This window comes from Streptomyces sp. Y309, from assembly GCF_056712025.1.
Window position 1 is genome coordinate 9,256,114 of sequence record NZ_CM160048.1, and the last position, 15,906, is coordinate 9,272,019.

12 protein-coding genes and 1 pseudogene are annotated in these 15,906 nt (G+C 69.5%); 5 read left to right on the forward strand and 8 right to left on the reverse strand.

What is annotated here, in order from left to right:
- Window positions 1–48: 48 nt before the first annotated feature.
- From AC0KTA_RS38890 to AC0KTA_RS38900, 3 genes are all read right to left on the reverse strand, one after another.
- The gene (locus AC0KTA_RS38890) at window positions 49–795 is read right to left on the reverse strand and encodes a hypothetical protein (protein WP_481052907.1); all 747 of its coding nucleotides are present in this window, start codon (window positions 793–795) and stop codon (window positions 49–51) included.
- A gap of 67 nt (window positions 796–862) precedes the next feature.
- On the reverse strand, window positions 863–1,447 hold the full coding sequence (locus tag AC0KTA_RS38895) for a DinB family protein (protein WP_481052908.1): 585 nt from the start codon (window positions 1,445–1,447) through the stop codon (window positions 863–865).
- 941 nt (window positions 1,448–2,388) lie between these two features.
- On the reverse strand, window positions 2,389–2,877 hold the full coding sequence (locus AC0KTA_RS38900; protein ID WP_481052909.1) for a peptidase inhibitor family I36 protein: 489 nt from the start codon (window positions 2,875–2,877) through the stop codon (window positions 2,389–2,391).
- A 346-nt stretch (window positions 2,878–3,223) separates the two neighbouring features.
- Between AC0KTA_RS38900 and AC0KTA_RS38905 the strand changes: the two genes are divergently transcribed.
- The 4 genes and pseudogenes from AC0KTA_RS38905 (at window position 3,224) to AC0KTA_RS38920 (ending at window position 8,638) form a co-directional block, all read left to right on the forward strand.
- Window positions 3,224–6,883 (forward strand): nSTAND1 domain-containing NTPase, encoded by a 3,660-nt coding sequence (locus AC0KTA_RS38905; RefSeq protein WP_481052910.1) that lies wholly within the window; start codon window positions 3,224–3,226, stop codon window positions 6,881–6,883.
- 186 nt (window positions 6,884–7,069) lie between these two features.
- Window positions 7,070–7,372 carry a WD40 repeat domain-containing protein gene (locus AC0KTA_RS38910; RefSeq protein ID WP_481052911.1) on the forward strand — a complete coding sequence of 101 codons (303 nt, stop codon included), beginning with the start codon at window positions 7,070–7,072 and terminating at the stop codon, window positions 7,370–7,372.
- A 30-nt stretch (window positions 7,373–7,402) separates the two neighbouring features.
- Window positions 7,403–7,501: pseudogene (locus tag AC0KTA_RS38915) on the forward strand (ATP-binding protein); the annotation flags it as partial.
- 684 nt (window positions 7,502–8,185) lie between these two features.
- Window positions 8,186–8,638, forward strand: coding sequence for a glycoside hydrolase family 78 protein (locus AC0KTA_RS38920; protein WP_481056711.1), 453 nt, complete (start codon window positions 8,186–8,188; stop codon window positions 8,636–8,638).
- On the opposite strand, the gene AC0KTA_RS38925 is transcribed toward AC0KTA_RS38920, so the two are convergent.
- The 5 genes from AC0KTA_RS38925 to AC0KTA_RS38945 all read right to left on the reverse strand — a co-directional run bounded on the left by AC0KTA_RS38925 (window position 8,592) and on the right by AC0KTA_RS38945 (window position 14,387).
- Window positions 8,592–9,617, reverse strand: a complete 1,026-nt coding sequence (locus AC0KTA_RS38925; protein ID WP_481052912.1) for a LacI family DNA-binding transcriptional regulator — start codon at window positions 9,615–9,617, stop codon at window positions 8,592–8,594. The two genes, AC0KTA_RS38920 and AC0KTA_RS38925, sit on opposite strands and share 47 nt — an antisense overlap.
- Before the next feature lie 58 nt (window positions 9,618–9,675).
- Window positions 9,676–10,758 carry a rhamnose ABC transporter substrate-binding protein gene (rhaS, locus tag AC0KTA_RS38930; RefSeq protein WP_481052913.1) on the reverse strand — a complete coding sequence of 361 codons (1,083 nt, stop codon included), beginning with the start codon at window positions 10,756–10,758 and terminating at the stop codon, window positions 9,676–9,678.
- 89 nt (window positions 10,759–10,847) lie between these two features.
- Window positions 10,848–11,843, reverse strand: coding sequence for an ABC transporter permease (locus tag AC0KTA_RS38935; RefSeq protein WP_481052914.1), 996 nt, complete (start codon window positions 11,841–11,843; stop codon window positions 10,848–10,850).
- Window positions 11,836–12,876: an ABC transporter permease gene (locus AC0KTA_RS38940; protein ID WP_481052915.1), complete on the reverse strand. Its 1,041-nt coding sequence runs from the start codon at window positions 12,874–12,876 to the stop codon at window positions 11,836–11,838. The genes AC0KTA_RS38935 and AC0KTA_RS38940 overlap by 8 nt, the downstream gene beginning before the upstream one ends.
- The gene (locus AC0KTA_RS38945) at window positions 12,873–14,387 is read right to left on the reverse strand and encodes a sugar ABC transporter ATP-binding protein (protein ID WP_481052916.1); all 1,515 of its coding nucleotides are present in this window, start codon (window positions 14,385–14,387) and stop codon (window positions 12,873–12,875) included. Before AC0KTA_RS38945 ends, AC0KTA_RS38940 begins: the two co-directional genes overlap by 4 nt.
- A gap of 295 nt (window positions 14,388–14,682) precedes the next feature.
- Here AC0KTA_RS38945 and rhaI point away from each other — a divergent pair, with 295 nt between their 5' ends.
- Entirely contained in the window at window positions 14,683–15,849 is a 1,167-nt protein-coding gene (rhaI, locus tag AC0KTA_RS38950) for an L-rhamnose isomerase (RefSeq protein WP_481052917.1), read from the forward strand.
- Window positions 15,850–15,906 lie beyond the last annotated feature (57 nt).

Consider the following 15,906-nt stretch of genomic DNA (forward strand, 5'->3'; position numbering starts at 1 on the left):
TGATCCAACCACCTCGAAGATCATTGCGTCGCGAGTTCTATGAGCACGTCACGCGTCATCCTCGTCCTCCTCCAAGGCGTCGCGGATGTCGTCCGCCTCTGGGGTGTTGGGGGGCCAGGTGGCCACCAGGCGTTCGAGGAGGGGGCGATGCGTGTCGAGGTGGGCGGTGAGGACAAGGGCGCCAGCCAGCTGGAGGTCGAGTTCCGGGAGGTCGGTCAGCCGTACCCCGAGTCCGGCGGCCTGGTCAGACTCCGCCGAGGCCAGCGCCCTTGCGCACGCCACGCGGACTCGCAGGGGGCGGTCCTCGTCCAGGGCCATCGCGCCGAGCTGGGCGACAAGTTCGGGATCCTCAGGGACCTCGCAGGCGTAGAGGCACTGCCCGGCGGCGGACACGGCGCCATCGTCGACAACGTCGCCGTCCACGGCGCGCAGCACGGCGGTTATCAGTGGGGCGTCCGTAGCCTCGGCATGATTCTGGATCGCCCACAGCGCGCTGGCCCGGTCCTCCCCTCGCGCTTCCGGCAGCGGCGTCCCGCGCAGCACCCACCGGGCGCGGTCCAGTACCTCCCCGGCGAACTCGTCCAGTGGGTTGCCGAAGCCCCACCGGGCTTGCCGGTCCTCGTAGTGGAAGTACTCCAGCGCCGTGCACACCGCGTCCCGCCGCCCAGAGCGCAGCAGGTTGAGGAAGGCGGTGTACCGGTCCGGGTTCTGGTCCGCCGACTTGAGCAGTTCGTCCCGGTCGGCCGCCACCGCCGGGTCGTCGAAGCGGTGCCGTTCCCAGTATGCGAGCGTCATGGCGGGAGCCTACTAAGGACGCCTGAAGTCATTCCGTTTGGAGTTCTAAGTCACGGGGGACAGCCTTCTATGCCTCGACTGATGCGGCCGATCTGGCGGCCTGCTCGATCTTCGCGCAGTAGGCGGTGCGGGCGTCCTCATCGATCTGCATCTCGTGTTCGGGGCGCATCCCGGTTCGGCCGTCCACGCCTTCGCGCAGGATGTCGGCGTGCCCGGCATGCCGATTGGTCTCGCCGAGGACGTGGACCAGGATGGCGAACAGGTTCGTGTTGGGATAAGGCTCCGGCCACCACGGCACGTGGCCCGGGGCATCGAGGGCAAGCTCGTTGATCGTCGCGTCTGAGTGTTCCCACGTGCGCCGGTAGGACTCGATGATCTGATCGCGCGCCTCGTCCTCAGCCGCCCACAGATCGCTGCCGTCGTGGTCCTGCCACCGGGGCAGCGGTTCCGGGGACGGCCGGTCGAAGACCTCGCCGAAGTACCTGGCCTCGACGCTGGCCACGTGTTTGACCAGGCCGAGGAGGTTGGTCCCGGTCACTGTCAAAGGCCGACGGGCGTCGTATTCGGACAGGCCGTCGAGCTTCCAGAGCAGCGCCTTGCGGTCTCGTCGCAGTCGCCCGTGCAGGTTGTCCTTCGCGAATTCATCGATCATGCGGCATGAGCCTGCCATGGGCTACTCGTGGCCTCAAGATCCCGAACGTGGACCGCAACGACCGGCAGTGCTGAAGCCCGGCCATGGCCACCGCCCCGAGCTACTGAAGAAGCTCGCGGAACTTGCCACGTGAGACAGCCTCTTAGGAGTGCCGTAAGGCTTGCTTCAGTGCGCGGTGTCGACGGTCATGCAGTTCCCATGACCTGCATGATCAGAGTCACGTAATTCCCCACCCCAGTGGTCACGGTTCCTCATAGGGCACCGACGGGCTCTGGGACCGGCAGCGAGCTACCCTTCTGACATTGGCGGTTCCGGCTGAGCGGTGCTGTGGAGTCGTGCATCACCATCGCCCGTGTCCTCGTTCAAGGAGTACGCCCTGCACAAGGCCGGAGACTGGCTGACTCTCCTGGAAGGCCCGGACAAAGGAAGGACTCTGAAGGTCGCCTCCGTCCGCATGTTTGCCACGGACAACGGCTACTGCCTCATCGGCGGCCGTGGCCCCTATGGCCCGGAGATGGTTGCTCTTGCTCGCGAGTGCACGGGTGGCAACCCATGCGGCGAGCGGTGTGATGACCGCGTCCATCACCTGATCGGGACTTTTGATCACTGCCGGGGCGTGTGCTCCTGCCGCCCTACCAGCCCCAGGGCCGAGGCATAACGTAACCACGACCCCTGGGGAATTACGTGACCGTCGACAGGACACCCTGGCCCGCACCCGCACCAGCCCCCTGCCAGCACTTCGCCCCGCCGCATAGCGGCGGGGCGAGTGCGGTCAGCTCGTAGCGATTGCCACATGCAGCGGGGTTGGCCCTTTCTGGGCGAGGACGGCTTCGAGCAACTGGAGTTCGGGCTGTGTGAGCGCATCGGCACTCGGGGGCAGACCAAGAGCCCTCGTCGACCTCGTCTACTTCGCACGCAGCAGGGTGGGGAGCTGAGTTACCTCACAACCCTTTGGAGGCGTAGTCGTACCTGTCGTTGTAGCGGACGTACGGCTTACTGCCCTCGAAGGGCTCGAAGGGGTCCGGTTGGAAATCCTTCGCGTCCTTGAGGAAGTAGTTGTTCCGTTCGCAGCCGCCGGTCTCGCGGAAGGAGGAAACCTTGTTCTTCCAGTAGTTGCTGAACTTGAACTTCTTGCAGTGCGCTCGGGTGGTGCTCCACTGCGCCATGGCACCCCGGTAGTTGTTGTGCTCGTACACGCAGTACCAGCCCCTTCGGCAGGATGCCGCGGTGGCCGACATCAGCACACGGACGTTGCCATTCTCGTAGGAGACCTCGTTGTTGCTCACCTTCTTGCCGTGGGGCACTGCGGCCATGTATGCGTCGATCTGTGCGGAGCCGGGTGCTGTTGCTTGTGCCGGGAGCGCGGTGAATCCGCTGGCGATCAAGGCACCGCCACTGATGGCGATAGCGGCCTTCTGCAGAGTCGTCATGAAACGTGTCCTCCCGTTTCTGTGCTGAGGCTTCAGCACGTGGATGGTGGCTATGCGCTAGGCGCGGCCCCATGGCGGCACTCGTGGCCGCCGGGCGGCACGGCCGGCTGAGCGGGTGCTGCGGTAACTGCCGCGGGGAAGTGGTCCGCAACTTTCCGCGAGCCCGGTCCTTTCCCTCGGGCATTGAGTTTTCGCTGGTGGTGATTGTCTGGCAGCCCCTTTCCGTGCTCGTGGACAAAATCGTTCTCGCTGACGGGAACGCCGGGGTTGGCCGGTGACCGGCTGTCGAACTGCCGTAGCGCTGTGGTGGGCTGGGCCGCAGAGAGAACTACGGGGGAGCACTGGCATGGGGCGTCGTGAGAAGCCACTCGACCCGAGCACGGGACCGGCGGCGCGGTTCGCCCACGAGTTGCGCAAGCTGCGCGAGGAGGCAGGCGGACCGACCTACCGGGCGATGGCCAAGGACGCGGAGTTCTCGGTAGCGACGCTCGCAGCAGCGGCTGGAGGGGAGAAGCTGCCGTCCCTGCCAGTAGCGCTGGCGTATGTGAAGGCCTGCGGCGGCGACACCGAGGAGTGGGAGCGGCGCTGGCGCCAAGCCCGTGCCCACGAAGCGGCCCGGACCCCGGTCCGGGATGAGGAGTCGGCGGATTCGCCGTACCGCGGCCTGGCCCGCTACGAACGCGGCGACCACGCCCGGTTCTTCGGCCGCACCCAGCTGACCGACGACCTCATGGCCCTGACCACCGCCCACCGGTGCGTCATCGTGCTCGGCCCCTCGGGCAGCGGCAAATCCTCCCTGCTGCGCGCCGGGCTCATCCCCCGATTACAGACCACCCAGGGCCCGGCGCTGCGCCCGGCGGCGATCCGCATCCTCACCCCCGGCCCCCGCCCCGTACACACTCACGTGAAGCTGTTCGCCCCGGCCGAGAAGGTGGGGGATACGTGGCTGATCGTCGACCAGTTCGAAGAGGTCTTCACCCTCTGCCATGATCCGGCAGAGCGTCGGGAGTTCATCGGCCTGCTGCTCTCGGCCCAGGCCCCCGCAAGCCGACTGCGGGTGGTGCTGGGTGTGCGGGCCGACTTCTACGGCCGCTGCCTGGAGCACGAGGGCCTGGCCGGTCTCATCCGGGAGACGAGCTTGCCGATCGGCCCGATGACGCCGGACGAACTGCGTGAGGTGATCGTCAAGCCTGCGGCTGCCCAGGGGCTGATCGTGGAGCGCGCTCTGACCGCTCGGCTCATCGAGGAGGCCGGCCAGGAGCCGGGTGGACTACCGCTGCTCTCGCACGTGCTGTTGGAGACCTGGCGCCGCCGCGAAGGACGCACCCTGACCCTGGACGCGTACGAGGCCGCAGGCGGCGTCCACGGGGCCATCAGCCAGACCGCCGAACATCTCTGCACGCAACTCACCCCATCCCAGGCTGAAACAGCCCGCCGCACCCTGCTGCGCCTGATCACGCCCGGCGACGGCACCCCGGACACCCGGCGCCCGACAGACCGCGCGGAACTGGAGACCGGCCGCCCTGCCGAGACCGACCTGGTCCTAGAGCGCCTCGCCCGTGCTCGTCTGATCACCTTGGATGAAGGCACCGTGGACCTGGCGCACGAGGCGCTGATCGCTGCGTGGCCGCGGCTGCGCGGCTGGATTGAGGAGGACCGCGAACGCTTGCGCCTGCACCGGCAGCTGACGGAAGCGGCTCGCGCCTGGCTGGTTCTGGGTCGCGACCCGGGCGCGCTGTACCGGGGCAGCAGGCTCACCGCCGCCGCGGAGGCGTTCGACCAGGACGAGGGACGACGGGCGGAACTGACGAAGGAAGAGCGAGAGTTCCTGGCCGCAAGCGCGGCAGCGGGCGCCCGCGAGCGCACACGGCGGAAGGCGGCCCTCCTGTCTCTGGTCGTCCTGCTGGCACTGGCCTTGGCTGCCGCCGGACTTGCGTTCCAACAGCAGCAGCGGGCCGATACCGCCCGGCTCCAGGCCCAGTCCCGGCAACTGGCCGCCCAGTCTGACCGGTTGATCGCCACCAACCCGGATCTGGCCGCCCTGCTTGCCGTCCAAGCCCACCGCACCAGCCCCACTGACGAGGCCGTGGCCAGTCTCTACGCGGCTGCGGACCTTCCGTTGCGGCGCCGGTTCGCTGGGCACAAGGACGGCGTGACCTCGGTGGCGTTCAGCCCCGACGGCAGGTCGGTCGCCTCTGCAAGCGACGATGGGACGGTGCGGCTGCGGGAGGCCACGACCGGCACCGCGCGCACCATGCTCACCGACCCCAAGGACGGCGTGAACGCGGTGGCGTTCAGCCCGGACGGGCGCACCCTGGCCACCGCCGGTGCCGATCGGACGGTGCGGTTGTGGGACACGGCGAGCGGCCGCACCCGCAAGACGCTCACCGGACATAAGGGGGGAAAGGAGGGAGTGTTCTCGGTGGCGTTCAGCCCGGACGGGCGCACCCTGGCCACCGCCGGTGCCGATCGGACGGTGCGGTTGTGGGACACGGCGAACGGCCGCACCCGCAAGACGCTCACCGGGCACAAGGACTGGGTGTACGCAGTGGCGTTCAGCCCCGACGGGCACACTCTCGCCACTGCCAGTGCCGACAACACCGCACGGCTGTGGAACGCCACCACCGGCACCGTGCGTACGAAGATCACCGGACGTCCCGGCTACTGGTCGTACGGGGTGGCGTTCAGCCCGGACGGGCGCACCCTGGCGATCGCCGGTGCCGATCGGACGGTGCGGTTGTGGGACACGGCGAACGGCCGCACCCGCAAGACGCTCACCGGGCACAAGGACTGGGTGTACGCAGTGGCGTTCAGCCCCGACGGGCACACTCTCGCCACTGCCAGTGCCGACAACACCGCACGGCTGTGGAACGCCACCACCGGCACGGCACTGACCACGCTCACCGGCCACAAAAACGAAGTCGTCTCGGTGGCGTTCAAGCCGGGCGGCAAGTCCCTTGCCACCGCAAGCGCTGACGGCACGGTGCGGCTGTGGGATGCCACGGCGGGCACCGCACGCACCACGCTCACCGGCCACAAGGACTTTGTGAACGCGGTGGCGTTCAGCCCCGACGGGCGCACCCTCGCCACCGGCAGCGACGATGACACCGTACGGCTCTGGGACAGCGCCCGTCACCGCACCCGCGCCGTCCTCACCGGCCATGACGGCAACGTGTACGGAGTGGCGTTCAGCCCGGACGGCAAGTCCCTTGCCACCAGTGATGCTGGCGGTACGGTGCGGCTGTGGGACGCGGCAACCGGCGCCCTGCGAACCGCACTCACCGGCCACGACGACTTGGTGACAAAGGTGGCGTTCAGCCCCGACAGGCGCACCCTTGCCACCGCGAGCACCGATCGGACGGTGCGGTTGTGGGACACGGCGAGCGGCCGCACCCGCAAGACGCTCACCGGACACAACGACTGGGTGTACGCGGTGGCGTTCAGCCCCGACGGGCACACGCTTGCCACCGCCAGCTTCGACAAGACGGTGCGGTTGTGGGACACGGCGAGCGGCCGCACCCGCAAAACGCTCACCGGACACAACGACCAAGTACACGGGGTGGCGTTCAACCCTGACGGGCGCACCCTCGCCACCGCCAGTGCTGACAACACCATACGGCTGTGGGATGCCACCACAGGATCCCCCCGGACGACCCTCAGCGGCCACGACGACCAGGTGCACGCGGTGGTGTTCAGCCCGGACGGAAGGTCCCTGGCCAGCGCGAGCGCCGACAACACCGTGCGCTTGTGGGACGCCGCCACCGGCACCGCACGCACCACCTTCACCGGCCACCAGCGCTGGGTGTTCGCGGTGGCGTTCAGCCCGGACGGGCACACCCTGGTCAGCGCGAGCAGCGATGCCACGGTACGGCTGTGGACCGCGAAGTCACCCGGTAGAGCCGCGGCGACAAGGGCGATCTGTGCATCCGTCGACCGCGATTTCACGGCGGACGAACGCGCCACCTACCTCTCGGGCCGACGGTCCGGCCCGGTGTGCCCCTCCTAGTCTGAGGCAGGGGCCTGCTTCCTGGATCAGGATATCTGTCACGAGGCCGCGACTGGCTTTGTCGGTGACTGGCGACAAAGCCACGCGGCACCGTCCTCAAGGGCCACACGGAACGGCTGTCGGCTATGGAGTTCAGCCCGGACGGGCTCACCCTGGCCACCGCAGCGCGGGCGACGCCGTGCTGCTGTGGGACATGAAGCGGCGTACGGTCCTGGCCACCGCACCGGCCACACCCAGCTGGTCAGCACGCTAGCGTTCAGCCCCGACGGCGGTACGCTCGCCACCGGCAGCGACGACCACACCGCCCGGCTGTGGAGCACCGACCCCGAGCGCACCGCTCAGGAGCTGTGCGCCACCCTTGCCAAGAACCTCAGCCGACAGGAGTGGCAGCGGTTCATCCCTGGCAGGCCCTACCACCGCACATGCCCGCCCACAGGCGGAGGTCTCCCTGTTCACCGACGCACGGCGTCCTCCAGGGCCTCGACGTAAGAGCCCATCCTTGAACCTCTTGTGATCTCGAACACCAGCCACCAAGTCATCATGAACGGCCCCAGCTACCGCCCGAACAAACACCCCAAGAACCCCACCGACAAGCCAGGCAAGCCCTCCATCAAGTAGTCCCCACCAGGCCCGGCCCTGGGGGAATTACGTGACGTTCAGCCAGGGGAATATCGCCGTCGTCCACACGCGGGTACTGCCGTCGCAGCACGGACCGGTCCGGCGGAGATGCGCCGGACGATGTCAAAAACACCAGCGGATTCCGGCCTCCTCCTGTAGCAGCACGCGAGCAGGAGGAGGCCGTCCCATGCCGAACGTTCACGTCCCGCGCGGCCGGCCGTCAAGTCCGCCTCCCGACTCGGCCGGACCGTAGAACTCCGGGCTGTCCCGCCCGATCCTCCCCAAGCACGCGTTGCCGGCGAACCGCCGGAGACATCGGAGCCCATGCTCGGACCGCCGCAGTCCGTCTCCGGACCGGAGCAGCAGTCGGTCAGTCCGAAGCCGGACTCCGGCAGGACGCACTCGGACTCCTTCGACTTGGCGATCGGTGTCACCGACAGAAGGTCGGTGTCCTGGGCGCACGAAACGCCTTGGGACGAACTGCTGACACCGACAGGGATCCTTGCCCTCCTCATCCGCCGGGGTGGTACGCCGGACGGGCGGCCGACCCTCCCTCTCGTGCGGCCGCGGCAGTTGCTTCCCTTCGACCACACGGGTCCGGGTGTCGCTCGCCTCCGGTGAGTAGGAGTCGGGGAGCGCACGGTGTGGGACTCCGGCCGGGTGACCTCTGCGCGGACCGTCGGCGTGCCGTACGGCGGGCCCGCGTTGCTGCCCCGTACCCGCTGCCACTGGCAGGTGCGGGTCTGGGACGGAGCGGGTCGGTCCTCCGCGTGGAGAGCGTCCTGGGTGGTGGGAGACCGCGTTGCGGGACGAGGACTGGCAGGGGTACTGGATCGGGGCGGGCGCCGCGCCCTAGCCGCCCGGCTTCGACGGTGCTTCCGAGAACGTGGCGGGGCTGCGCCCCAGCGACGAGGGCTGCCGGACGTTCACCGTGCGGCCCGACGCCGCGCGACGGGGGCGACGACGAGGGGGACTGGGCGCGCACGGAGCTGCGCACGGTCCGGGGTCCGGGCGGGCTGTCCTGGTCGCGCGTCGACAAGTCCGTGGGGCTCACGGGGCGGCGTTGCCGTGTGCTGGGCGGCGACGGGCGTCAGCGTGCCCCGAGGCTGGAGTGCCGCACCACCAGTTCCGGGCTGAGCACGATGGTGCGGTGCCGGTGGTCCGAGCCGTCGGGCTCCGCCGCGATTTCCTCCAGGAGGAGCTCGGCGGCCATCCGGCCCATGGCGACGGCGGGCTGGCGTACCGAGGTGAGCGGGATGGCCGCGGCGGCGGCGAACTCGATGTCGTCGTAGCCGACGATCGCCAGGTCGTCCGGAACGCGCACCCCGGCGGCGAACATGGCCTGCAGCACGCCGAGGGCGAGCAGGTCGTTGGCGCAGAAGACGGCGGTGGGCCGGTCCGCCAGGCCGAGCAGACGCGCCCCGGCGTCGCGTCCCGCGGCGACGTCGAGGCGTTCGGTGGGCAGTTCGCGCAGCGCGTCGCGCGTCAGGCCGGCCTCGGTGAGGGCGTTCACGGCGCCGGTGCGGCGGTCGGTCACCTGCTGGAGTCCGGGCGGGCCGCTGACGTAGGCGATCGAGCGGTGCCCCGCGTCGAGCAGATGGCGCACGGCCAGCGCGCCGCCGGTCACGTCGTCGACCGAGACGGAGCACTCGGAGGCGCCCTCGGCCACCCGGTCGACGAGGACGAACGGGATGCGGTGCCGACGGAACATCTCCACCGTGCGGCCGGTCGCGTCCGCCGGGGTGAGCAGGACACCGCGCACCCGCTGCTCGGCGAAGAGCGAGAGGTAGTCGGCCTCTTCGGCCGGGTCCTGCTCGCTGTCGCAGAGCATCACCCCGAGGCCCGCGGCCCGGGTCGCACGCTGCGCGCCCCGCGCGATGTCCACGAAGAAGGGGTTGCCCATGTCGAGGACGAGGAGGCCGACCATGCGGCTGCGTCCGACCCTCAGCTGGCGGGCGGACTCGCTGCGGACGTAGCCGAGGCGGTCGATCTCGGCCTGGACGCGGGCCCGGGTGCGGGGCGAGACGGAGTCCGGCCGGTTGAGCACGTTGGAGACCGTGCCCACGGAGACTCCTGCGGCGAGCGCGATGTCCTTGATACCCACGAGCGGGGCCATCGGGGCAGGACCTCCAGGGATGTGTGGTTCGACGAGATCGGTGCAAGGCTATGCGACGTCAGAAGTCGAACCGGTCGATGTTCTTCTCGTCGAAGACGGTCGGCTTGCCGAGGTTGATCACGCCGTTCTCGCCGAGGGTGAAAGAGCCCATGGCACCGGCCTTGAAGGTCTCGCCTTCCTTGCCGGTGATCTGCCCGGACTTCAGGGCGACGGCCGTGCGGGCGGCGAGCTCGCCGAGTTTGGCGGGGTCCCACAACTCGAATGCTTCGACGGTGCCGTTCTTGACGTACTTGCGCATGTCGTTCGGGGTGCCGAGGCCGGTGAGCGCGACCTTGCCCTTGTACTTGGAGCCCGACAGGTACTGGGCGGCCGCCTTGATGCCGACCGTCGTCGGGGAGATGATGCCGGCCAGCTTCGGGTGCTCCTGGAGGAGACCCTGCGTCTGCTGGAAGGACGCCTGCGCGTCGTCGTTGCCGTACGCGACCTTCACCAGCTTCATGTTCTTGTACTTGGGGTTCTTCAGCTCGTCCTTCATGAAGCCGATCCAGGTGTTCTGGTTGGTCGCGGTCTGTGCGGCCGACAGGATCGCTATCTCGCCCTTGTGGTCGAGCTGCTTCGCGAGCAGTTGCACCTGGGTGCGGCCCAGGTCCTCCGCACTGGCCTGGGAGACGAACGCGTTGCGGCACTCGGGCTTGGTGTCGGAGTCGTAGGTGACGACCTTGACGCCGTTCTTCATGGCCTGCTTGAGGGCGGTGCACAGCGCGCCGGGGTCCTGCGCGGAGACGGCCATGGCGTCGACCTGCTGCTGGGTGAGGGTGTTGACGTAGGAGACCTGGCCACTGGTGTCGGTGGCGGAGCTGGACCCGGTCTCCTTGTACGTCGAGCCGAGCTCCTTGAGGGCCTTCTCGCCGCCCTTGTCGGCCGTGGTGAAGTACGGGTTGTTGACCTGCTTGGGCAGGAACGCGACGGTCAGGTCCTTCTTGGTCGCGGCGTTCGGGTCGGCCTTGCCCGCGGAGGCGTTGGCGCCGCCCTCCTTGGCGGCGTCGTCCTTCGTGGTGCCGCCGCAGGCGCTCGCGCCCAGGGTGAGGGTGGTGGCGGCCGCGACGGCGCAGCAGGCACGGCGGAGCGTGACTCGGGACATGAGAGGTTCCCTTCGGGCACTGGGGTACGGGGACTGCGTACAGAACGTGCGGCACGTGCGGGCGGACTCAGCGGAACGTACGGCCGGACTCAGCCGACGGCGGCAGGCGGCCGACCGGCCCGGCGGCCCGCCCGGGCCTGCACGACCTGGCGCGCCACGCGCGGACCGAGCACCGACAGGACGAGCAGGACCCCGGTGACGACGATCTGGGACTGCGCGGACACGTCGAGCAGGCTCATCACGTTCTGCAGGGTGCCGAGCAGGAACACACCGGCGACGGCGCCGCCGAGGGTGCCCTTGCCGCCGTCGAAGTCGATGCCGCCGAGCAACACGGCGGCGACGACGGACAGTTCGAGGCCGGTGGCGTTGTCGTAGCGCGCGCTGGCGTAGTGCAGGGCCCAGAAGACACCGGTCAGCGCGGCCATGAACCCGGTCGCCACGAACAACCACAGCTTGTGCCGCTTGACGCGGACGCCCGCGAACCGGGCCGCCTCCTCGTTCGCTCCCACCGCGAACAGGGAGCGCCCGAAGGGCGTGGCGTGCAGGACGACGACGGCGATGGCGAGCAGGGCGAGGAAGGGCGGCAGGGCGTACGGGACGAACGTGTCGCCGAATCGTCCGGCGGCGAAGTCCAGGTACCGCGTGGGGAAGTCGGTCACCGCGTCCGAGCCGAGCACGATCTGGGCGATGCCCCGGTAGGCGGCCAGGGTGCCGATCGTGACGGCCAGCGAGGGCAGCCCGAGCCGGGTCACCAGGAGCCCGTTGACCAGCCCGCACACCACGCCGAGCAGCAGGCACAACGGGATGATCGCCTCGATCGCCATGCCCGCGTTCCACAAGGCACCCATCACCGCGCCGGAGAGACCGGCCGTCGACGCCACGGACAGGTCGATCTCACCGGCCACGACCAGGAGCGTCATCGGCAGCGCGATCAGCGCGATCGGCAGGGTGTTGCCGATCAGGAACGACAGGTTGAGGCCGTTGCCGAACCCGTCGACGAAGCCGAAGGAGAGCAGCAGGACGACGAGGAGCAGGGCGCCGACGACCGTGTCCCAGCGGACGGCGCGCGCGAGCGGCTCAGGCATGGCGAGCGTTCCTCTTCTTCAGTGCGCGGGCCACGCGCAGCGCGACGACGCGGTCGACGGCGATGGCGAGGACGAGCAGGAACCCGTTGATGGCCATGACCCACACCGAACTGACGCCGAGCGCGGGCAGCACGCTGTTGATGGAGGTCAGCAGGAGCGCGCCGAGGGCCGCGCCGTAGACGCTGCCGGAGCCGCCGGTGAACACGACGCCGCCGACGACCACGGCGCTGACGACGGTGAGTTCATAGCCGTTGCCGGTCGCGGAGTCGACGTTGCCGAAGCGGGCGAGATACAGCGCTCCGGCCAGACCGGTGAGCGCGCCGCACACGGTGTACGCCGTCAGAATGCGTCTGCGCAGCGGGATGCCTGCCAGGCGCGCGGCCTCGGGGTTGGAGCCGAGCGCGTACAGCTCGCGGCCGCCGCCGAGGTGCTTGAGGCAGAACGCGGTCGCCACCAGGACGGCGAGGGCGATTAGCGCCAGATACGGGACGGCGAAGACGCCGCCCGAGCCGAAGTCGACGAAGCCGCCGGGCAGATCGGCCGCGGTGATCTGACGCGAGCCGACCCAGATCGAGTCGACGCCGCGGATGATGTACAGCGTGCCGAGGGTGACGACGAGGGCCGGCACCTGCCCCAGGCTGACCAGCGCGCCGTTGAGCAGCCCGCAGCCGATGCCGAGGGCGACGGCCACCAGCACGGCGACCACGCCGCTGCCGCCGCCCTGGAGATACGTACCGGCGGCGAAGGCGCTGATGCCGAGCGTCGAGCCGACCGACAGGTCGACGTTGCGGGTGATGACGACCAGCGCCTGACCGGTGGCGACGAGCACCAGGATGGTCGCGTTCAGGAGCAGGTCCTTGATGCCCTGCTCGGACAGGAACTCGCTGTTGCCCGCCTGCGTGATCGCGATCATCGCCAAGAAGACGACCAGGATGGCGAGTTCGCGCATCTTGAACACCCGGTCCACCAGGCGCGCACCGTTGGACCGCGGCACCTCGGTGGCGGGTGTGGGCGTGGGGGTGGTCACCGTCATGCGGCCCTCCCGGTGGCCGCGGCCAGCACGGCTTCCTCGGTGGCGTCGGCACGGGGGATCTCGGCGGCGATCCGGCCCTCGTGCATGACGAGCACGCGGTCGGCCATGCCGAGGATCTCGGGCAGGTCGGAGGAGATCATCACGATGGCCACGCCGTCGGCCGCCAACTCGCCGAGCAGCCGGTGCACTTCGGCCTTCGTGCCCACGTCGATGCCGCGGGTCGGCTCGTCCACGATGAGCACCTTGGGCCCGGTGGCGAGCCACTTGGCGAGGACGACCTTCTGCTGATTGCCGCCCGACAGGGTCGAGACGGCATCCGCGATGCGCGCGTACTTCACCCGCAGCCTGACGGCCCAGTCGACGGAGCGGCGCCGCTCGGCGGAACGGTCCATCAGCCCGGCCCGCACCGTCGTACGCAGGCCGGTCAGCGCGATGTTCCGCTCGATGGACATGCCCATCACCAGGCCCTGGGCGCGCCGGTCCTCGGGCACCAGGGCGAGGCCGGCGGCCATGGCCACGGACGGGGCGCCGTTGACCAGCGGCCGCCCGTCCAGGTCGACCTCGCCGCCGTCCCACCGGTCGACGCCGAAGACGGCACGCGCGACCTCGGTGCGCCCGGCGCCCACCAGCCCCGCAAGGCCGACGATCTCGCCGCGGCGCACCTCGAAGGACACGTCGGTGAACACGCCCTCGCGCGTCAACCGCCGTACGGAAAGGGCGACATCACCGGGCACGACGTCCTGCTTGGGGTACAGCTCGTCGAGGTCGCGGCCGACCATCCTGCGGACGAGATCGTCCTCCGTCATGCCGTCCACCGGCTCGACGGCGATGCGGGAACCGTCGCGCAGGGTGGTGACACGCTGCGCGATCTCGAAGATCTCCTCGAGGCGGTGGGAGATGAACAGCACGGCTGCGCCTTGTTCGCGCAGCGTGCGCACCACGCCGAAGAGCCGGGACACTTCACTGCCGGTCAGGGCGGCCGTCGGCTCGTCCATGATCAGGACGCGGGCGTCGAAGGACAGCGCCTTGGCGATCTCGACGATCTGCTGGTCGGCGATCGACAGTCCACGCGCCGGACGCTGCGGGTCCAGCGTGACGCCGAGGCGTGTCATCAGCGCGGCGGTCGCCGTGAGCATGGCCCGGTGATCGAGCAGCCCGAGGGCTCGGCGAGGCTGGCGGCCCATGAAGATGTTCTCGGCGATGGAGAGGTCCGGGAACAGCGTGGGCTCCTGATAGATCACGGCGATGCCCGCGTCCCGGGCGTCGGCGGGACCGTGGAAGGCGGTCGCCGCACCGTCGAGCAGTACCCGGCCGGCGTCGGGCCGGTGCACGCCGGCCAGGACCTTGATGAGTGTGGACTTGCCCGCGCCGTTCTCCCCGGCGAGGGCGTGCACCTCACCGGGGAACAGCTCCAGCGACACGCCCCGCAGGGCGCGCACCGCACCGAAGGACTTGGACACGCCCTCGAGGGCCAGCACAGGAGTCGGGCCCGAGTCGGTCGCGTGGGTCATGGGGGCTCCTCGACGACACGGCTACGGACCGGCCACGTCGTGACAGAGTGCGTGAAAGGTTTCAGTTCAGTGGCTGGGACGTTAGACAGGCCGACGTTTTCGCGTCAATGGGTTCGCAGGGAAGCGTTACGCTCGTGCGAATCCCGCACGAGGTGCGGGCCGTTGGTGTCTGTTCCGCCCCCTCTTGACGCTCCGCGCCCGGACTTCTAGGTTCGCCATGAATCGTTTCACGATCCGTCGTGGGCACCTCGCGTGCCGCTGCGCCAGGGAGTCCCGTTCCCCCAGGAGTTCCGAAGTGACAGACCGCGCCGAAGTGAAGGCCGTGCTCAAGCGCCAGGCCATCGAGACCCCGTCCTGGGCCTACGGCAACTCGGGCACCCGTTTCAAGGTGTTCACCCAGCCGGGCGTCCCGCGCACCCCACGGGAGAAGCTGGACGACGCCGCCACCGTGCACGAACTGACGGGTGCCGCACCGACGGTGGCGCTGCACATTCCCTGGGACGAGGTCGACGACTACGCCGCGCTCGCGACGTACGCGAAGGAGCGCGGCCTGCGCCTGGGCGCCATCAACGCGAACGTCTTCCAGGACGACGACTACCGACTCGGCTCCGTCACCAACCCGGACCCCAAGGTGCGCCGCAAGGCCCTCGCGCACCTCCTGGACTGCGTCGACATCATGGACGCCACCGGCTCCCGCGACCTGAAACTGTGGTTCTCCGACGGCACCAACTACCCCGGCCAGGACGACACCCGGGCCCGCCAGGACCGCCTCGCCGAAGCCCTTCAGGCCGTCTACGACCGGCTCGGCGAGGACCAGCGGCTGGTCCTGGAGTACAAGCTCTTCGAGCCTGCCTTCTACACGACGGACGTCCCGGACTGGGGCACTTCGTACGCCCACTGCCTCAGGCTCGGCGACAAGGCTCAGGTCTGCGTGGACACCGGGCACCACGCCCCGGGCACCAACATCGAGTTCATCGTGGCCTTCCTGCTGCGCGAGAACAAGCTCGGCGCCTTCGACTTCAACTCCCGCTTCTACGCCGACGACGACCTGATGGTCGGCGCGGCGGACCCCTTCCAACTCTTCCGGATCATGTACGAGGTACGGCGCGGCGGCGGCCTCGACGCCGACTCGGGGATCGCGTTCATGCTGGACCAGTGCCACAACATCGAGGCCAAGATCCCGGCGATCATCCGCTCGGTGATGAACGTGCAGGAGGCCACGGCCAAGGCGCTGCTCGTCGATCGGGACGCACTGTCCGCGGCCCAGCGCTCGGGCGACGTCCTGGAGGCCAACGCCGTGCTGATGGACGCGTACGACACCGATGTCCGCCCGCTGCTCGCCGAGGTGCGCGAGGAGCTCGGCATCGCCCCGGACCCCGTCGCCGCCTACCGGGCCGCGGGATGGCAGGAGAGGATCGTCGCCGAGCGGGTGGGCGGTGAGCAGGCCGGCTGGGGCGCCTGACGTGAGGCAGCCGCCCCGCACCCCGTACGTCACTCCCCGATGGACCGAGACTCCCCG